Consider the following 16,082-nt stretch of genomic DNA (forward strand, 5'->3'; position numbering starts at 1 on the left):
CGCCGCGTCAGCGGCTGATGTCGCCCGGCTTGTAGTGGCCGGGGACCATGCGGGTGGTCACGGCGAACCGGTTCCACGCGTTGATCGTGGTGATCGCGGCGATGAGGTGGGCGAGCTCGGTCTCCTCGAAGTGCTCGGCAGCCTTCTCCCACACCTCGTCCGGCACGAAACCGTCGGTCAGCACGGTCACCGCTTCGGTCAGCTCGATGGCCGCGATCTCCTTGGGCGTGTAGAAGTGCTTCGACTCCTCCCACGCGCTGAGCTGGACGATCCGCTCGACGGACTCGCCCGCCGCGAGTGCGTCCTTGGTGTGCATGTCGAGGCAGAACGCGCAGTGGTTGAGCTGTGAGGAACGGATCTTCACCAGCTCCCCGATGACCGGGTCGAGGCCGCTGCGGGACGCGGCGTCCAGCCGGACCATGGCCTTGTAGATATCGGGGGCCAGCTCGGCCCAGCGCGTACGCGGGGTGTGCTCGGCGTTGAGTTCGGAGGTCGGGTGGCTGTGCTCGTTCGTCGTCATGGGTACGACGTTACGGGGTGGGTGGCGCAGCGGTATGGTCCATTTCCATGACGGATACATGGGCCACTTTCGGCGCCGACCTGCATCTGGAGACGACGGGGTCGGCGGGGCTGCGGAGCGGGCTCACGGACGCCCTGCGCGAGGCCGTACGGACGGGGCGGCTGACGCCCGGGACCCGGCTGCCCTCCTCCCGAAGCCTCGCCGCGGACCTCGGCGTCGCCCGGAACACCGTCGCCGACGCCTACGCGGAGCTGGTTGCCGAGGGCTGGCTCATCGCCCGGCAGGGTTCGGGCACCAGGGTGGCGCTGCGGGCCGAGCCGCGCCCGGCGGTCAGGAGGACGGCGCGGCCCCGGCCGGCCCACTCCCGGCCCGCCCACAACCTGCTGCCGGGATCGCCCGACCTCTCGACGTTCCCGCGCGCCGACTGGCTCAAGGCGGCCCGCCGCGCCCTGACCGCCGCGCCCAACGACGCCTTCGGGTACGGGGATCCGCGCGGGCGCAGCGAACTGCGCACCGTACTCGCCGAGTATCTCGCCCGCGCCCGCGGTGTGTACGCGGAGCCGGAGCGGATCGTGATCTGCGCCGGTTTCGTGCAGGCGCTGAAGCTGATGGGGATGGTGCTGCGCAAGAGACGGGTGCGGGAGGTGGCCGTCGAATCGTACGGACTGGACGTGCACAGGAAGCTGCTCGCGGACGCCGGGCTGCGCATGCCCTGCCTGCCGGTCGACGGACTCGGTGCCAGGACCGGGGAGCTGTCCGGGCTGCGCGGTGCGGGCGCGGTCCTGCTGACGCCCGCGCACCAGTTCCCGACGGGGGTGCCGCTCCATCCCGAACGGCGGGCCGCGGCGGTCGACTGGGCGCGCGGTACGGGCGGGCTGATCCTGGAGGACGACTACGACGGCGAGTTCCGTTACGACCGGCAGCCGGTCGGCGCGCTCCAGGGCCTGGACCCCGAACGCGTCGTACATCTGGGGACGACGAGCAAGTCGCTGGCACCGGCACTGCGGCTGGGATGGATGGTGCTGCCGGAGAGTCTGGTGGCGGAGGTGGCCGAGGCCAAGGGACTGAGCGACTGGTCGTCGAGCGCGCTGGAACAGCTGACGCTCGCGGAGTTCATCGCGTCGGGTGCGTACGACCGTCATGTCCGTTCGATGCGGCTGCGCTATCGGCGCCGTCGCGACCAGCTCGTCGAGGTGTTGGCGGAGCGGGCGCCGGGTGTGCGGGTCAGCGGTATCGCCGCCGGGCTGCATGCCGTGCTCGAACTCCCGGAGGGCAGTGAGGCGTCGGTGATGCGGGCGGCGGCGTGGCAGGGGCTGGCGCTGGAGGGCCTCTCAGGCTTCCGGCACCCGGAGGCGGGACCGGGGCGTGACGCGCTGGTCATCGGATACGGGACGCCGACCGACAGCGCCTGGGCGGGCGCGCTCGACGCGCTCTGCCGGGTGCTGCCGCAGCCGGACCGCACCTGACCACCGCAGGCCGGAGGCCGCCGGCACGCGTGGGCGGGCCGGGCGGGGTGTCGAATGAAGGCCGGGCACCTCCGGGGGCCCGGACGTCACGGGCTTTGCGGGACGGTCGGTTCGGCCGGTTCGGACGTGTCCGCCGGGGCCTCGCCGAACCGGGCCAGGGCCAGCGCGCCCGCCACCGCCACCACGAAGCCGGCCACCGCCAGCCAGACGAGGCCCTCACGGGTGCGGTCCCCGAGCCAGAAGACGCCCACCAGCGCCGGGCCGATCGTCTCGCCCAGCACCATGCCGGCCGTCGCCGTCGTCACCGAACCGCGCTGCAGCGCCGAGGTGAGCAGCAGGAACGCCGAACCGCCGCCCAGCAGCAGCGCGTACACGGCCGGGTTGGTGAGCAGCGCCGACGGGGACACGTCGTCGATCAGCCGGACGGTGACCTCGACCACCCCGAAGCCGCAGCCCGCGCCCAGTCCCAGGACCAGAGCACGCGGCCGTTCCGGGAGCCGTCCGCCCGCCGTGCCGATCAGCAGAATGCCGAGGGAGATTCCCAGCATCCACCAGGCCAGGGCCGCCGGGCCGGTGCCGTGCCCCTCGCCGCCGGAGGAGAGGGCCAGCATGCCCAGGCCCGCACAGACGACACCGACCGCGGTCCATTCGACCGCGCTCAGCCGCACCTTGAGCAGCCGCGCGGCGACCACCGCCGTCACGGCGAGACTCGCGGCCAGGGCGGCGCCCACCGCGTAGATCGGCAGGGACCGCAGGGCGATGATCTGGAGGACGAAACCGCAGCCGTCGAGGGCGAGTCCGGCGAGGTAGCGCCACTGACGCAGGGCGCGCAGCAACAGCGCCGGATCGACCCCCGCGTCCGACCCCGGCGCGGCGGCGGCGCGCGAGGCGACGGCCTGGAGGACGGAGGCCGTACCGAAGCAGACGGCGGCGCCGAGCGCGCAGATCATCCCGAAGAGCACGTAGGGACTCTACTGGGGACGTCCGGTGGACCGGCTTCCCGTCCCAACCGGCGGCCCTTTAATCTGACGAACGGCCACATTGGCCTGATTCGCACGACGGGGGAGGCGGAAGGATGGCCGTACGCAGGCTGAGGTCGAGCACGGTGGTGCTCGGTGGCATGGGGGTGCTCGCGGCGATGATCACGTCCTGCGGTTCGGAACCGGACAAGCGGTGCGTCGACCCGGTCACCCGGGACAAGCTGCCGAGCTACGAGTGCAAGAACGGCAGCGGCAAGGGGTCGTACTACTACGGCGGCAAGAGCAAGAACGGCAAGGTGGAGGGCGGCAGCTTCGACAAGGCGGCCGTTCAACGCGGCGGCTTCGGCTGCTCGGGCACCGGCGGCGGCTGAACCGCTATGGAGTGACGTACCACGCAGCCGCGCCCCGGCTGGCAGCAGATGGTGGAGAGCCAGGGAGTCGTCTACCCGCTCACCCGTCACCCGGACGGCTCGCTGCGCCCGTACTGGGATGAGAGCGCCTACTACGTCTTCTCACTGCCCGAGGTGGAGGCGCTGGAGGAGGTCGTCGAGGAACTGCACGCGATGTGCCTCGCCGCCGCCGCGCACATGGTGGAACGCGGCCGCTTCGCCGAACTCGGCATCACCGACGGACGGTTGGCCACGTTGGTCGCCGATTCCTGGCACTGCCGCGACGAACTGCCGTCCCTGTACGGCAGGTTCGACCTGTGCTACGACGGAACCGGCCCGGCCAAGGTGCTGGAGTACAACGCGGACACCCCCACCTCGCTGGTGGAGGCCGCCGGCGCGCAGTGGTTCTGGATGGAGGACCGCTTCCCGGGCGCCGACCAGTGGAACTCCCTGCATGAACGCCTCGTCGAGGCGTGGAGTCGGCAGGCCGCGCTGCTGCCCGCCGGACCGGTGCACTTCGCGCACTCCGAGGGCGACGAGATCGGCGAGGACCTGATGACGGTCGCCTATCTGCGGGAGACCGCCGAACAGGCCGGCCTCGACACGGAGGCGCTCTCCGTCGAACAGATCGGCTGGGACCGGCTGGCCGGGCGTTTCGTGGACGAACGGCTCCGTTTCATCCGCAGCTGTTTCAAGCTGTACCCGTGGGAGTGGCTGGCGACCGACCGGTTCGGTCCGTACGTGCTGGACACCCTCGACAACGGTGGCGGCACCGGCACCACCTGCTGGATCGAGCCCGCCTGGAAGATGCTCCTCTCCAACAAGGCGCTCCTGGCAATCCTCTGGGAGCTCTACCCGGGCCATCCGAACCTGCTCGCCTCCTATCTCGACGGCCCGCGCGAACTCGCGAACCGGGGTGGGGATGCGGGCGCCGGGTGCGGTCGCGGCGGCCGGGGGTACGTCGCCAAGCCGCTGCTGGGCCGGGAGGGTGCCGGGGTCACGATCCATGAGCCGGGCAGTCGTGCCGTGCTGCGGGACGAGCCGTGCTGCTACCAGGAGTTGGCACCGCTGCCGGACTTCGACGGCAACCGGGTGGTGCTGGGCGCGTGGGTCGTCGAGGACGAGGCGGCCGGGCTCGGCATCCGTGAATCGGAGGGCCTGGTGACGGACGAGTACGCCCGCTTCCTGCCGCACGTCATTCTTTAGAGGAGCTCACAGCCGGGGCGCGCAGACGGGTTCCGGGGCCGACCGCCCCGGGACCCGTCTGCATGCGCCGGACCTCAGCCGTGCATGCGCCGGACCTCAGCCGTGCATGCGCCGGACCTCAGCCGTGCATGCGCCGGACCTCAGCCGTGCATGCGCCGGGCCTCAGCCGCGCAGGACGCCGCGGAGCTGCTCCAGCCCCCAGTCCAGGTCCTCCTTGCTGATCACCAGCGGCGGGGCGATCCGGATCGTCGAGCCATGGGTGTCCTTGACCAGCACCCGGCGGTCCATCAGCTTCTCGGAGATCTCCCGGCCGGTCCCGTGGATCGGGGCGATGTCGACGCCGGCCCACAGCCCCCGGCCCCGTACCTCCTCCACCGCGCCCCCGCCCACCAGCAGCCCCAGCTCCTGATGGAGGTGCTCGCCCAACTCGGCCGCCCGCTGCTGGAATTCGCCGGTCCGGAGCATCGCGATGACCTCCAGCGCGACCGCGCAGGCAAGGGGATTCCCGCCGAACGTCGAACCGTGCTCACCGGGCCGGTACACCCCCAGCACGTCCCGCGAGGAGACCACCGCCGACACCGGCACCACGCCACCGCCCAGCGCCTTGCCGAGCACGTACATGTCCGGGACGACGCCCTCGTGCTCACAGGCGAAGGTCTTTCCGGTCCGCCCCAGGCCCGACTGGATCTCGTCCGCGATGAACAGTACGTTCCGCTCGCGGGTGAGTTCACGCACCCGGGGGAGATAGCCGGGCGGCGGCACCAGCACCCCGGCCTCGCCCTGGATCGGCTCCAGCAGCACCGCCACGGTGTTCTCGGTCATCGCTTCCCCGAGCGCGGTCAGATCCCCGTACGGCACGATCTCGAACCCCGGCGTGTAGGGACCGAAGTCCTCCCGCGCCTCCTGGTCCGTGGAGAAGCTGATGATCGTCGTCGTCCGGCCGTGGAAGTTGTTCGCGGCGACGATGATCTTCGCCATGCCGTCCGGGACGCCCTTCACCCGGTAGCCCCACTTGCGGGCGGTCTTCACCGCGGTCTCCACGGCCTCGGCGCCGGTGTTCATCGGCAGCACCGACTCCATGCCGCACAGATCGGCGAGCCGGGTACAGAAGTCGGCGAACCGGTCGTGGTAGAAGGCCCGTGAGGTGAGCGTCACCCGCTCCAGCTGGGCCTTGGCCGCGTCGAGCAGCCGCCGGTTGCCGTGACCGAAGTTGAGCGCCGAGTATCCGGCGAGCATGTCGAGGTAGCGGCGGCCCTCGACATCGGTCATCCAGGCTCCGTCCGCCGAGGCGACGACGACGGGCAGCGGATGGTAGTTGTGCGCGCTGTGCGCCTCGGCGGAGGCGATGGCATTTTCCGTGGTCGACACGGGATCTCCGTTCGTCGTGCGGCGTGGGCGGGGGTGGTGCCCACTTTGTATCGTCGGTCGGAACCCCGGTGAGGAAACCTTCGATTCACGGCGCGCCCGTCCGCCGTGCGGCCGGGAGTGTGTTCCTGGTCTCATTCGCGACGGCGTGCGCCGTGCGGCCCGGCCGCACACCTTCCGCACCGGCTGCCGGAGATCGGTTCCGTACCTGAGACAATGGCCCCATGGCCTCTGAACGCCCCCGCGTGCTCTCCGGAATCCAGCCCACCGCAGGCTCGTTCCACCTCGGCAACTACCTCGGTGCGGTCCGCCAGTGGGTGGCGCTGCAGGAATCCCACGACGCCTTCTACATGGTCGTGGACCTGCATGCGATCACCGTTCCGCAGGACCCCGCGGATCTGCGCGCGAACACCAGGCTCGCCGTCGCCCAGCTCCTCGCCGCCGGTCTCGACCCCGAGCGGTGCACGCTCTTCGTTCAGAGCCACGTCCCCGAGCACGCCCAGCTCGGCTGGGTCATGAACTGCCTCACCGGCTTCGGCGAGGCGTCCCGCATGACGCAGTTCAAGGACAAGTCCGCCAAGCAGGGCGCCGACCGCACCACGGTCGGTCTCTTCACATACCCGATGCTGATGGTCGCCGACATCCTGCTGTACCAGGCCGACCAGGTCCCGGTCGGTGAGGACCAGCGTCAGCACCTGGAGCTGACCCGTAACCTCGCCGAGCGGTTCAACGCCGGCTACGGCGACACGTTCACCGTGCCGGACCCGTACATCCTCAAGGAGACGGCGAAGATCTACGACCTTCAGGACCCGTCGGCGAAGATGAGCAAGTCGGCGGCCACTCCGAAGGGCCTGATCAACCTCCTCGACGAGCCGAAGGCCACCGCCAAGAAGGTCAAGAGCGCGGTCACCGACACCGACACGGTCATCCGCTTCGACCGGGCGGAGAAGCCCGGTGTCAGCAACCTGCTGACCATCTACTCCACGCTGACCGACACCGCGATCGCGGATCTGGAGCAGAAGTACGAGGGCAAGGGCTACGGTGCGCTCAAGACCGATCTCGCCGAGGTCATGGTCGATTTCGTCACACCGTTCCGCACCCGCACCCAGGAATACCTGGACGACCCGGAGACGCTGGACTCGATTCTGGCCAAGGGCGCGGAGAAGGCCCGTGCCGTGGCGGCCGAGACCCTGGCCCGGACGTACGACCGGATGGGCTTCCTGCCCGCGAAGCACTGAGTCCAAGGACCCTGGCGGTTTCGTGACCGCAGGCGTCACACTGGCGATGGGATGTTGACCCGGTGGATGGCCGAAAACCGACCATCCACCGTCGAGGATTGAGGAGAACGACGTGGGGACCGTAACGCTCGGCGTTTCGATCGCGGTCCCGGAGCCCTACGGCAGCCTGCTCCAGGAGCGGCGCGCGAGCTTCGGGGATCCTGCCGCGTACGGCATTCCCACCCACGTCACCCTCCTTCCGCCGACCGGGGTCGAGGTGGCCGGTCTGCCCGCGATCGAGGCGCATCTCGCCCAGGTCGCCACCGGCGGCCACTCCTTCCCGATGCGGCTGTCCGGCACGGGGACCTTCCGTCCCCTCTCGCCGGTCGTCTTCATCCAGGTCGTCGAGGGGGCCTCGGCCTGCTCGTGGCTGCAGAAGCGGATCAGGGACGCCTCCGGGCCTCTGGTGCGCGAGCTCCAGTTCCCGTACCACCCGCATGTGACCGTGGCGCACGGCATCACCGAGCCGGCGATGGACCGGGCGTACGAGGAGCTCGGCGACTACGAGGCCGCCTGGACCTGTGACTCCTTCGCGCTGTACGAGCAGGGCCCGGACAGCGTCTGGCGCAAGATCAACGAGTTCCCGTTCGGCGCCGGGGGCGCCGCCCCCGCCGTGCCCGCGCAGAGCGGCTCCTCCGTGGACGCGCCCTCCCTGCACCCCTGAGAGCCTGTCGGGCGGCCTCTGAGGCCCCCCGGCGGCAGCCCCCGCTCAGACCGGCAGGCGCCGGAACAGCGGGCGCGGCACGTGCCGCAGTGCCGACATCACCACCCGTAGCGACCCCGGCACCCACACCGTCTCCGAGCGCCGCCGCAGCCCCGTCACGATGGCCGCCGCGACCGCGTCCGGGGTCGTCGTGAGAGGCGAGGCCTCCAGCGGCGCCTCGGTGAACCGTGCCGCGGCGAGCCGCGGCCCCGCGGTCCCGGCCGCCGCTTCCGGACGTACGACGCCGGGGCGCACGACCATCACATGCACCCCCGTGCCGTGCAGCGCGTCCCCGAGCCCCTGCGCGAACGCGTCCAGGCCCGCCTTGCTGGACCCGTAGATGAAATCGGCGCGGCGGACGCGCTCGCCCGCCACCGAGGACAGCACCACCAGCGAACCGTGCCCCTGAGCCTGCAGCGCGCCGGCGCACACCAGCCCGGCGGAGACCGCCCCGGTGTAGTTGGTCTGGGTGACCCGGACCGCGGAGAGCGGTTCCTCCTCGTCACGCTCCTGGTCCCCCGCGATGCCGAACGCGAGGAGCACCATGTCGATGTCGCCCTCGGCGAAGATCTTTCCGAGGACGGTCTCATGGGATGCGGAGTCGAGGGCGTCGAAGTCGACCGTACGGACGTCCGCGCCGCGTGCACGCAGATCGGCGGCGGCCCGGTCGAGGGCGGGGGAGGGGCGGCCGGCCAGCCGGACCGTGCGGGTGCGGCCGGCGATCAGCCGGCGCGCGGTGGCGAGAGCGATCTTCGACGTGCCGCCGAGGACGAGCAGGGACTGCGGGGCACCGAAGGCGTCCTTCACGGAAACACTCCTTGCGGACGAGGGGACGAGGGGACGAGGGGACGAGGGGACGAGCGGGCGAGCGGGCGAGCGGGCGAGCGGATGGGGACGAGCGGACGAGCGGAAGGCGGTTCGCGCGGTGCGGTGCGGCGGTGGTGGTGGCCGGCCGTCAGAGTGACAGGCGGCGCGACAGGTCCGAGCGGAACGCCCCGCTCGGGTCCAGCTCGGCGCGCAGGGACCGGAATTCGGCCAGTCGCGGATACATCGCGGCCATCATCTCCGGACGCAGCCGGGAGTCCTTCGCCAGACAGACCCGGCCGCCGGCCCCCGCCACCTCCTCGTCCAGCGAGTCCAGGAACCCGGCCAGGCCGGGCAGGGCGGCGGGCAGATCGAGGGCGAGCGTCCAGCCGGGCATCGGGAACGACAGCCAGCCCGGGTCGCCCCCGCCGAGCCGTTTGAGCACGGCGAGGAGCGAAGGGCAGCGCCGGTGGGAGATCCGCCGCACGATCCGGCTCAGCGCCTCCTCCTGTCCGTGCCCGACGACGAACTGGTACCGCACGAACCCGCCGCGGCCATGGACACGGTTCCAGTACGGCAGGCCGTCCAGGGGGTGGAAGAAGGCCGAGAGCCTCTGGAGCTCCCCGATGCGGTACGTGGGGGCGGTGCGGTACCGGAGCTCGTTGAAGAGAGCGACGGAGGCGCGGCCGAGCAGCCCCTGCGGTACGAGCGCGGGTGCGGCAGGCCGTTGTCCCGGGCGGAACGCGAGCGGTGTGCGCCGAGCGCGCGCGGGGAGCGCGTACTGGGGCAGGTGATCCCCGCGGGTGAGTACGGAGCGCCCCGTCGCCCGGCCGCGGGCGAGGAGATCGATCCAGGCGGCCGAGTAGCGGTAGCGATGGTCTCCGGCGGAGAGCCTGGCCAGCAGGTCGTCCAGGTCGACGGTCCGCTCGGTGTCGACCGACATCCAGGAACTGGTGACGCGGTGCAGCCGGAGCGTGGCCGAGAGGATCACCCCCGTCAGTCCCAGCCCGCCCGCGGTCGCGTCGAAGAGACCGGTGCCGGGCCGGACCGTACGGATCCCGCCGTCGGCGGTCAGCAGCTCCAGCTCCTGGACGTGCCGGGAGAAGGAGCCGGAGAAGTGATGGTTGTGGCCGTGGATGTCGGCGCCGATCGCGCCGCCCACGGTGACATAACGCGTGGTCGGTGTGACGGGGACGAACCAGCCGAGCGGCAGCAGCACCTCCATCAGCCGGTGCAGGCTGACCCCGGCGTCGCAGACCACCAGGCCGGACCCGGCGTCGATGGTGCGGATCCGGTTCAGCGCGGTCATGTCGAGGACGGAGCCGCCCGCGTTCTGCGCGGCGTCGCCGTGGGCCCGGCCGAGGCCCCGGGCGATGGACCCGCGGGGTCCGCAGCCGCGCACGGTGGCCGCCGCCTCCTCGTACGTACGGGGGCGAAAGCGCAGCGCGGTCGTCGGGGCGGTGCCGCCCCAGCCGGTCAGGGACACGGTGTCGACAGACATGGTGGTGACCGTATCGCCCGAGAAAACCCTTTCGAGGGATTTGTTACAACACTCACCAGTATGGGTGATTGAGGGGGTGCCAGCTCGTAGGGCAGTGAAGGGGAGGGCCGGTTTTCCGTGACCGGGAGGGTAGTCGTACGTCATGGACTGGCTGAAAAACCTCCCTGTCATCGGGCCGATCGTCTCGCGGCTGATGGCGACGCACACCTGGCGCTCGTACGAGACGCTGGAACGGGTCCACTGGAGCAGGCTCGCCGCCGCGATCACCTTCATCAGCTTCCTGGCGCTCTTCCCGCTGATCGCGGTCGGTGCGGCGGTCGGTGCCTCGCTGCTCTCCGCCGAGCAGCTCCACAGGATCGAGAACCGGATCGCCGAGCAGGTGCCGGGCATCTCCGACCAGCTCGGCATCAGCAATCTGGTGGCGCACGCGGGCACGGTCGGACTCGTGGCCGGTGCGTTCCTGCTCTTCACCGGGCTCGGCTGGATCGGCGCGATGCGGGGCTGTCTGCGTGCCGTGTGGGGCATGGACGACGTGGACCTGGGCAATCCGGTCATCCGTAAACTCAAGGACATCGGGCTGCTCCTCGGCCTCGGCGGGGCGGCGCTCGCGACCCTCGCCGTCTCCTCGGCCGGCTCCGTCGCCGTCGGCTGGACCGCCGGTCTGCTGGACATCTCGGACCGCGGCGCGGGCGGTGTGGTGCTGCAGGTGGCGGCCCTCGTCGTGGCGGCCCTCGCCGATTTCCTGCTGCTGCTCTATCTGCTGACGCTGCTGCCCGGGGTCGAGCCCCCGAGGCGCAGGCTGCTGGTCGCCGCGGTGATCGGCGCGGTCGGCTTCGAACTGCTCAAGCTGCTGCTCGGCAGCTATATGAGGAGCGTCGCCTCGAAGAGCATGTACGGCGCCTTCGGGGTGCCGGTCGCGCTGCTGCTGTGGATCAACTTCACCGCGAAACTGCTGCTGTTCTGCGCCGCCTGGACGGCGACGCGGAGCGGCAGGGGCACCGAGAAGGACTCCGCGCCCGTCAGCGGCGAGGGAGGCGGCGCACCAGGTCCGGCAGCGGCCAGCGCCGGTTGATCAGAAACGCGCCGCCGGCCAGCAGCACCACGGCACCTCCGGCGATCCCCAGTGCGATCCCCATTCCCCCGCCGCCCGCGCCGGCGGCCCTGGCGGCGTGCGAGGCGCCGTTCCTGCCCTCGTTCTCCCCGGTGCCCGCCGTGGGGCCCTTGCCGCTTCCGGTCCCGGTCCCGCTCTCGTCCCGGGTACTGGCGGACTTCGGCGGGACCAGCTCGCCGACCGGGGTCACCTTGCCGCTCGCGGCGAATCCCCAGTCCAGGAGGCTGGCCGCCTCCTTGTAGACGGCGTGGGGCTCCTTGGACGACGGGTTCATGACGGTGACCAGCAGCACCCGGCCGTCGCGTTCGGCGACACCGGTGAAGGTGTTGCCCGCGTGCGTGGTGTAGCCGTTCTTGACGCCCGCGATGCCCTTGTACGGGTCGACGCCGTCCGCACCGGTGAGCAGCCGGTTGGTGTTCTGGATCCCGAAGCTCTCGCGCTTCCCGTTCTTCTTCTCCGCGCCCGGGAACTCGGCCTCGGCCGTCGAGCAGTACTCCCGGAAGTCCGCCTTCTGCAGGCCGCTGCGGGCGAACAGTGTCAGGTCGTACGCGCTGGAGACCTGATCGGGCGCGTCGTATCCGTCGGGCGACACCACGTGCGTGTCGAGTGCCTGCAACTCCTCGGCGTGGGCCTGCATGGCGGCGACGGTCTTCGGGACGCTGCCGTACATCGCGGACAGCACGTGCACCGCGTCGTTGCCCGAACGCAGGAACACCCCGAGCCACAGGTCGTGGACCGTGTAGCTGAGGTGCTCCTTGACGCCGACGAGGCTGCTTCCCTCGCCGAGGCCGGCGAGGTCCTCGTCCTTGACCGTGTACGTCCGGGTCTTCGGCTGGAGCGCGGGCATCACGGTGTCCGCGAAGAGCATCTTCAGGGTGGAGGCGGGGGGCAGCCGCCAGTGCGGGTTGTGCGAGGCGAGCACCTGGCCGCTCTCCGCGTCCGCGACGATCCAGGACCTGCCCGTGAGCTCCTTGGGCAGTACGGGGGCGCCTGCCCCCAGCTTGACCTGCGTACCGGTCCGGCCCAGCAGCTCGCCGCCGACGCGGGACATGCCGGCGGGTGGCTTCGGCCGGTTGTCGGAGGTGTCCTTGCTGGTCGCCGATGCCGGACTGACGACAAAAGCGGACAACAAAGCGGCAGAGGTGACCGTCAATGCGATCTTATTCAGAGCAGACACGGTCGGAAACGTACAGGGCGAAGATGTGGATGGGGATACGGACGGCCTGACCCGCCGTGCATACCGCCGGGACAGCCCACCCCGGGCGACTTCGCCGGAGCGCGGCGGAGATACTGAGTCCATGAAGCTCAGCCGCCCCGTCTCCTGGTTCCTGCTCGCCTTCGGGGTGTGGAGCTGGTTCATCTGGATCACTTTCGTCAAGAATCTGTGGAAGGACGGCAGCGGACTCGCCTTCGACGACGCGGGTGACCCGACCACGTACTTCTGGGTGCATCTGCTGCTCGCCATCACTTCCTTTCTCCTGGGGACGGCAGTTGGTGTGATCGGGTTCCGTGGAGTCAGGGCTCTGCGCCGAGAACATGCGTGACAGGCCGTACGGCGGACGGGGGAAGCACGAGTGGCAGTGGCCCGAATCGCACTGATGGCGGTCGTGCTGCTCGCGCTGCTCGTCGGCGTGCACCGCTATCTGTGGCGCCGTCTCGTCGGTGACACGACGACCGAGGGCAGCGCCCTGCGCACCGTCGGCACGGTGGCCGCGTACCTCCTGCCGCTGCTGAGCATCGGCGCCCTGGTCTCCGGCCGTGCGGGTGCGCCCTTCTGGCTCCAGCGGGTGCTCGCCTGGCCGGGGTACCTGTGGCTCGCCGCGCTGCTGTATCTGACGCTGGCACTGCTGGTGGGCGAGGCGGTACGGCCGGTACTGCGACGGGTGCTCGCGCGCCGTGCGAGCGCACCGGACCGGGCCACGGCGACGGAAGCGCCCGCACCCGGGACCACCGGCGCCGCCCTCGCGGAGGCCGCCGGGACCGCCGGGGCTGCCGGGACCACCGGGGCCACCGGCGCCGCCCTCACGGAAGCCACCGGTACCGCCGGGGCCAGGGAGGCCGCCAAAACCACCGCCACCGCGGACACCCTCGTCCCCTCGGCCGCCACCCCCGCCCCGTCCCGTCCCGTCGCCCCCACGCGGAGGCTGTTCGTCGCGCGGGCCGTCGGGGGCGCCGCCGCCGTCGCGGGGCTCGGCACGGTCGGCCACGGCACGTACGGCGTGCTGCGCGGGCCCCGGGTCGAGCGGGTCACCGTGCCGCTCGCCAAGCTGCCCCGCTCCGCGCACGGCTTCCGGATCGCCGTCGTCAGCGACATCCACCTCGGCCCGATCCTCGGCCGCGCCCACACCCGACGGATCGTCGACACGATCAACCGGACCCAGCCGGATCTGGTCGCCGTCGTGGGTGATCTCGTCGACGGAACCGTCGCGGACCTCGGTCCGGCCGCGGAGCCGCTCGCGCGGCTGAGCGCCCGCCGGGGAAGCTACTTCGTCACCGGGAATCACGAGTACTACTCCGGCGCCGCCCAATGGGTCGACCAGGTCAGGGAATTGGGGCTTCACCCCCTGGAGAACGCCCGGGTCGAGATCGATGGATTCGATCTCGCGGGGGTCAACGACATCGCCGGGGAGAGCGAGGGGCAGGGGCCCGACTTCGGGGCCGCGCTCGGCGACCGGGACCGTACCCGGGCCGCCGTCCTCCTCGCCCACCAGCCCGTCGTCATCCATGAGGCCGTCGCCCACGGCGTGGATCTCCAGCTCTCCGGCCACACCCACGGCGGCCAGCTCTGGCCGGGCAACCTCATTGCGGGACTGGCCAATCCCACGGTCGCCGGACTCGACCGCTTCGGCGACACCCAGCTCTACGTCTCGCGGGGCGCGGGCGCCTGGGGGCCGCCGGTCCGGGTCGGCGCGCCCTCCGACATCACCGTCGTGGAGCTCGCCTCCCGGCAGGCCTGACCCTCCGTCGATGGCCGGTTACAGACCCTCCGGAAATGCGAAGGTTTCAAGTGCCGAACGAAAGGCTATGAGTCACAGTTTTGGTCTTCCAGATGTGAAAGTCGTGTGATTGGCTGATCGCGAGCATGTGGTGATGTGCGGATCTGAGCGCAACGCCGAGGTGGGGCTGGTAAGGGAGAGCACGTCAATGCGGTCGGTCCGGATACGGATTCTCGCGATTCTCGCGGTTTTGGTCATCGCAGGCGTCGGTGCCTGGCAGTTGCTTCCCTCGAACGAGGTGAAGTCGGACCCGATCGCGGTCGGCACCACGGACGAGGTCACCTCGCTCGACCCGGCGGGGGCGTATGACGCCGGTTCCTGGGCGATGTACAGCAACATCTACCAGTCCCTGATGACGTTCAAGTCCGGGGCGACCGTCCCCGAGCCCGACGCCGCCGAGAGCTGTCAATTCATCGGCCAGAAGCTGCAGACGTACCAGTGCAAGCTGCGTGACGACCTGTCCTTCTCCAACGGCCGCAAGATCACCGCCGCCGATGTCAAGTACTCCGTCGAGCGGATGATCAAGATCAAGACGGATGTCGGTCCGTGGATCCTGTTCCCGAGCCTCAAGAACGTGGTGGCCGACGGCCGCACCATCACCTTCAACCTCTCCTCGCGCGACGCGACCTTCCCGCAGAAGCTCGCCACGGGTGCCGGGTCGATCGTCGACCGCGAGACGTACCCGCCGAACAAGCTCCGGTCCGGGAACACGGTCGACGGCTCGGGGCCGTACCTCCTGAAGTCGTACCGGCCGGACGCCACCGCCGAGCTGGTTCCCAACCCCCGGTACAAGGGCGCGCTGAAGAAGACCGGTGTCCCGGTCACCGTGCGCTACTTCAAGGAGTCGGACGCGCTCCTGGCGGCCTGGAAGGCCGGACAGATCGATGTGACGCACCGCCAGCTGCCGCCGGCCACGCTCGCCGAGCTGAACCCCGGCGACCCCGACCTGCGCGTCACGGAGGCGGACAGTGCCGAGATCCGCAATCTCGTCTTCAACGTCCGTGAAAGCTCCCCGCTCGCCAACAAGAAGGTCCGGCAGGCCATCGCGTCGATCGTCGACCGCGCGCCCCTGGTGACCGACATCTACAAGGGCACGGTCGAACCGCTCTACTCGCTGATTCCTCAGGGCTACATCGGGCACAGCACGCCGTTCTTCGACGCCTACCCCGCGCCCGACCCCGCGCGCGCCAAGAAGCTGATGCAGGAGGCCGGCGTGCAGACGCCGCTGGCGATCACCTTCGCCTACCGCGGCGGCGACGAGGCCTACGCGCAGGAGACCGCGGAGCTGCGCCGCCAGCTGGAGGCGGACGGGCTGTTCAAGGTGTCGGTCAAGGCCGTCGACTGGCAGAAGTTCCAGAAGGAGTACGCGGCCGGCAAGTACGACGCGTACACCGTCGGCTGGCTCCCCGACTACCCGGACCCCGACACCTTCAGCCAGCCGCTGGTCGGCCACGACAACAGCCTCCACAACGGCTACTCCAGCAAGAAGATGGACTCCCTGATCAGCTCCACGTTGCAGTACAGCGACCGCGGCCGTACCTCGGCGGACTTCAAGGAGCTCCAGGCCCTGGTCGGCGAGGACGTGCCGCTCGTGCCGCTGTGGCAGAAGAAGGACTACGTCATCAGCAAGACCGACGTCTCCGGTTCGCAGTACCTCTCGGACGGCACCGGCATCTGGCGGCTGTGGGAGCTGAGGTGGATCTGACGGCCCGCCGCGCCCGTCCCGGCGCGTAGGACAGGGACTTGGGGGCGGTTGGTCCCGGC

General features: G+C 70.6%; 15 protein-coding genes. 9 read left to right on the top strand and 6 right to left on the bottom strand.

Features of this window, described 5'->3' with window-relative positions:
- Positions 1-7: 7 nt before the first annotated feature.
- Positions 8-520 carry a carboxymuconolactone decarboxylase family protein gene (locus ABZ826_RS03990; RefSeq protein WP_361441710.1) on the bottom strand — a complete coding sequence of 171 codons (513 nt, stop codon included), beginning with the start codon at positions 518-520 and terminating at the stop codon, positions 8-10.
- A gap of 47 nt (positions 521-567) precedes the next feature.
- Between ABZ826_RS03990 and ABZ826_RS03995 the strand changes: the two genes are divergently transcribed.
- The gene (locus tag ABZ826_RS03995; protein WP_361441713.1) at positions 568-1,986 is read left to right on the top strand and encodes a PLP-dependent aminotransferase family protein; all 1,419 of its coding nucleotides are present in this window, start codon (positions 568-570) and stop codon (positions 1,984-1,986) included.
- Between the two features lie 86 nt (positions 1,987-2,072).
- On the opposite strand, the gene ABZ826_RS04000 is transcribed toward ABZ826_RS03995, so the two are convergent.
- Positions 2,073-2,936 carry a hypothetical protein gene (locus tag ABZ826_RS04000; protein ID WP_361441830.1) on the bottom strand — a complete coding sequence of 288 codons (864 nt, stop codon included), beginning with the start codon at positions 2,934-2,936 and terminating at the stop codon, positions 2,073-2,075.
- A gap of 125 nt (positions 2,937-3,061) precedes the next feature.
- On the opposite strand from ABZ826_RS04000, the gene ABZ826_RS04005 reads away from it, so the two are divergent.
- A complete protein-coding gene (locus tag ABZ826_RS04005) occupies positions 3,062-3,337 on the top strand; it encodes a hypothetical protein (protein WP_361441716.1) in 276 nt (91 codons plus the stop codon).
- Between the two features lie 48 nt (positions 3,338-3,385).
- Positions 3,386-4,561, top strand: coding sequence for a glutathionylspermidine synthase family protein (locus tag ABZ826_RS04010; RefSeq protein ID WP_361441719.1), 1,176 nt, complete (start codon positions 3,386-3,388; stop codon positions 4,559-4,561).
- Positions 4,562-4,723: 162 nt separating this feature from the next.
- On the opposite strand, the gene rocD is transcribed toward ABZ826_RS04010, so the two are convergent.
- Positions 4,724-5,929 carry an ornithine--oxo-acid transaminase gene (rocD, locus tag ABZ826_RS04015; RefSeq protein WP_361441722.1) on the bottom strand — a complete coding sequence of 402 codons (1,206 nt, stop codon included), beginning with the start codon at positions 5,927-5,929 and terminating at the stop codon, positions 4,724-4,726.
- A gap of 221 nt (positions 5,930-6,150) precedes the next feature.
- Between rocD and trpS the strand changes: the two genes are divergently transcribed.
- Together trpS and ABZ826_RS04025 are read left to right on the top strand one after the other, a co-directional pair.
- A complete protein-coding gene (gene trpS, locus ABZ826_RS04020) occupies positions 6,151-7,164 on the top strand; it encodes a tryptophan--tRNA ligase (RefSeq protein WP_361441725.1) in 1,014 nt (337 codons plus the stop codon).
- 112 nt (positions 7,165-7,276) lie between these two features.
- Complete coding sequence (locus ABZ826_RS04025) at positions 7,277-7,867, top strand: 2'-5' RNA ligase family protein (RefSeq protein WP_361441728.1); 591 nt, start codon at positions 7,277-7,279, stop codon at positions 7,865-7,867.
- Between the two features lie 45 nt (positions 7,868-7,912).
- Here the strand turns inward: ABZ826_RS04025 and ABZ826_RS04030 are convergent, their stop codons facing one another.
- Complete coding sequence (locus ABZ826_RS04030; RefSeq protein ID WP_361441731.1) at positions 7,913-8,713, bottom strand: decaprenylphospho-beta-D-erythro-pentofuranosid-2-ulose 2-reductase; 801 nt, start codon at positions 8,711-8,713, stop codon at positions 7,913-7,915.
- A gap of 148 nt (positions 8,714-8,861) precedes the next feature.
- Entirely contained in the window at positions 8,862-10,211 is a 1,350-nt protein-coding gene (locus tag ABZ826_RS04035) for an FAD-binding oxidoreductase (protein ID WP_361441734.1), read from the bottom strand.
- A gap of 142 nt (positions 10,212-10,353) precedes the next feature.
- Here ABZ826_RS04035 and ABZ826_RS04040 point away from each other — a divergent pair, with 142 nt between their 5' ends.
- A complete protein-coding gene (locus tag ABZ826_RS04040) occupies positions 10,354-11,283 on the top strand; it encodes a YihY/virulence factor BrkB family protein (protein ID WP_361441737.1) in 930 nt (309 codons plus the stop codon).
- Here ABZ826_RS04040 and ABZ826_RS04045 read toward each other — a convergent pair.
- On the bottom strand, positions 11,231-12,499 hold the full coding sequence (locus tag ABZ826_RS04045) for a D-alanyl-D-alanine carboxypeptidase (protein WP_361441740.1): 1,269 nt from the start codon (positions 12,497-12,499) through the stop codon (positions 11,231-11,233). The genes ABZ826_RS04040 and ABZ826_RS04045 overlap by 53 nt on opposite strands.
- Positions 12,500-12,620: 121 nt before the next feature.
- On the opposite strand from ABZ826_RS04045, the gene ABZ826_RS04050 reads away from it, so the two are divergent.
- The 3 genes from ABZ826_RS04050 (at position 12,621) to ABZ826_RS04060 (ending at position 16,023) form a co-directional block, all read left to right on the top strand.
- Positions 12,621-12,866 (top strand): SCO4848 family membrane protein, encoded by a 246-nt coding sequence (locus ABZ826_RS04050; RefSeq protein ID WP_351074418.1) that lies wholly within the window; start codon positions 12,621-12,623, stop codon positions 12,864-12,866.
- 54 nt (positions 12,867-12,920) lie between these two features.
- The gene (locus ABZ826_RS04055) at positions 12,921-14,279 is read left to right on the top strand and encodes a metallophosphoesterase (protein ID WP_361441833.1); all 1,359 of its coding nucleotides are present in this window, start codon (positions 12,921-12,923) and stop codon (positions 14,277-14,279) included.
- A gap of 187 nt (positions 14,280-14,466) precedes the next feature.
- Entirely contained in the window at positions 14,467-16,023 is a 1,557-nt protein-coding gene (locus ABZ826_RS04060) for an ABC transporter substrate-binding protein (protein ID WP_361441836.1), read from the top strand.
- The last annotated feature ends 59 nt before the right edge of the window (positions 16,024-16,082 follow it).

It is taken from the genome of Streptomyces sp. NPDC047515 (genome assembly GCF_040643055.1).
Lineage (GTDB): Bacteria > Actinomycetota > Actinomycetes > Streptomycetales > Streptomycetaceae > Streptomyces.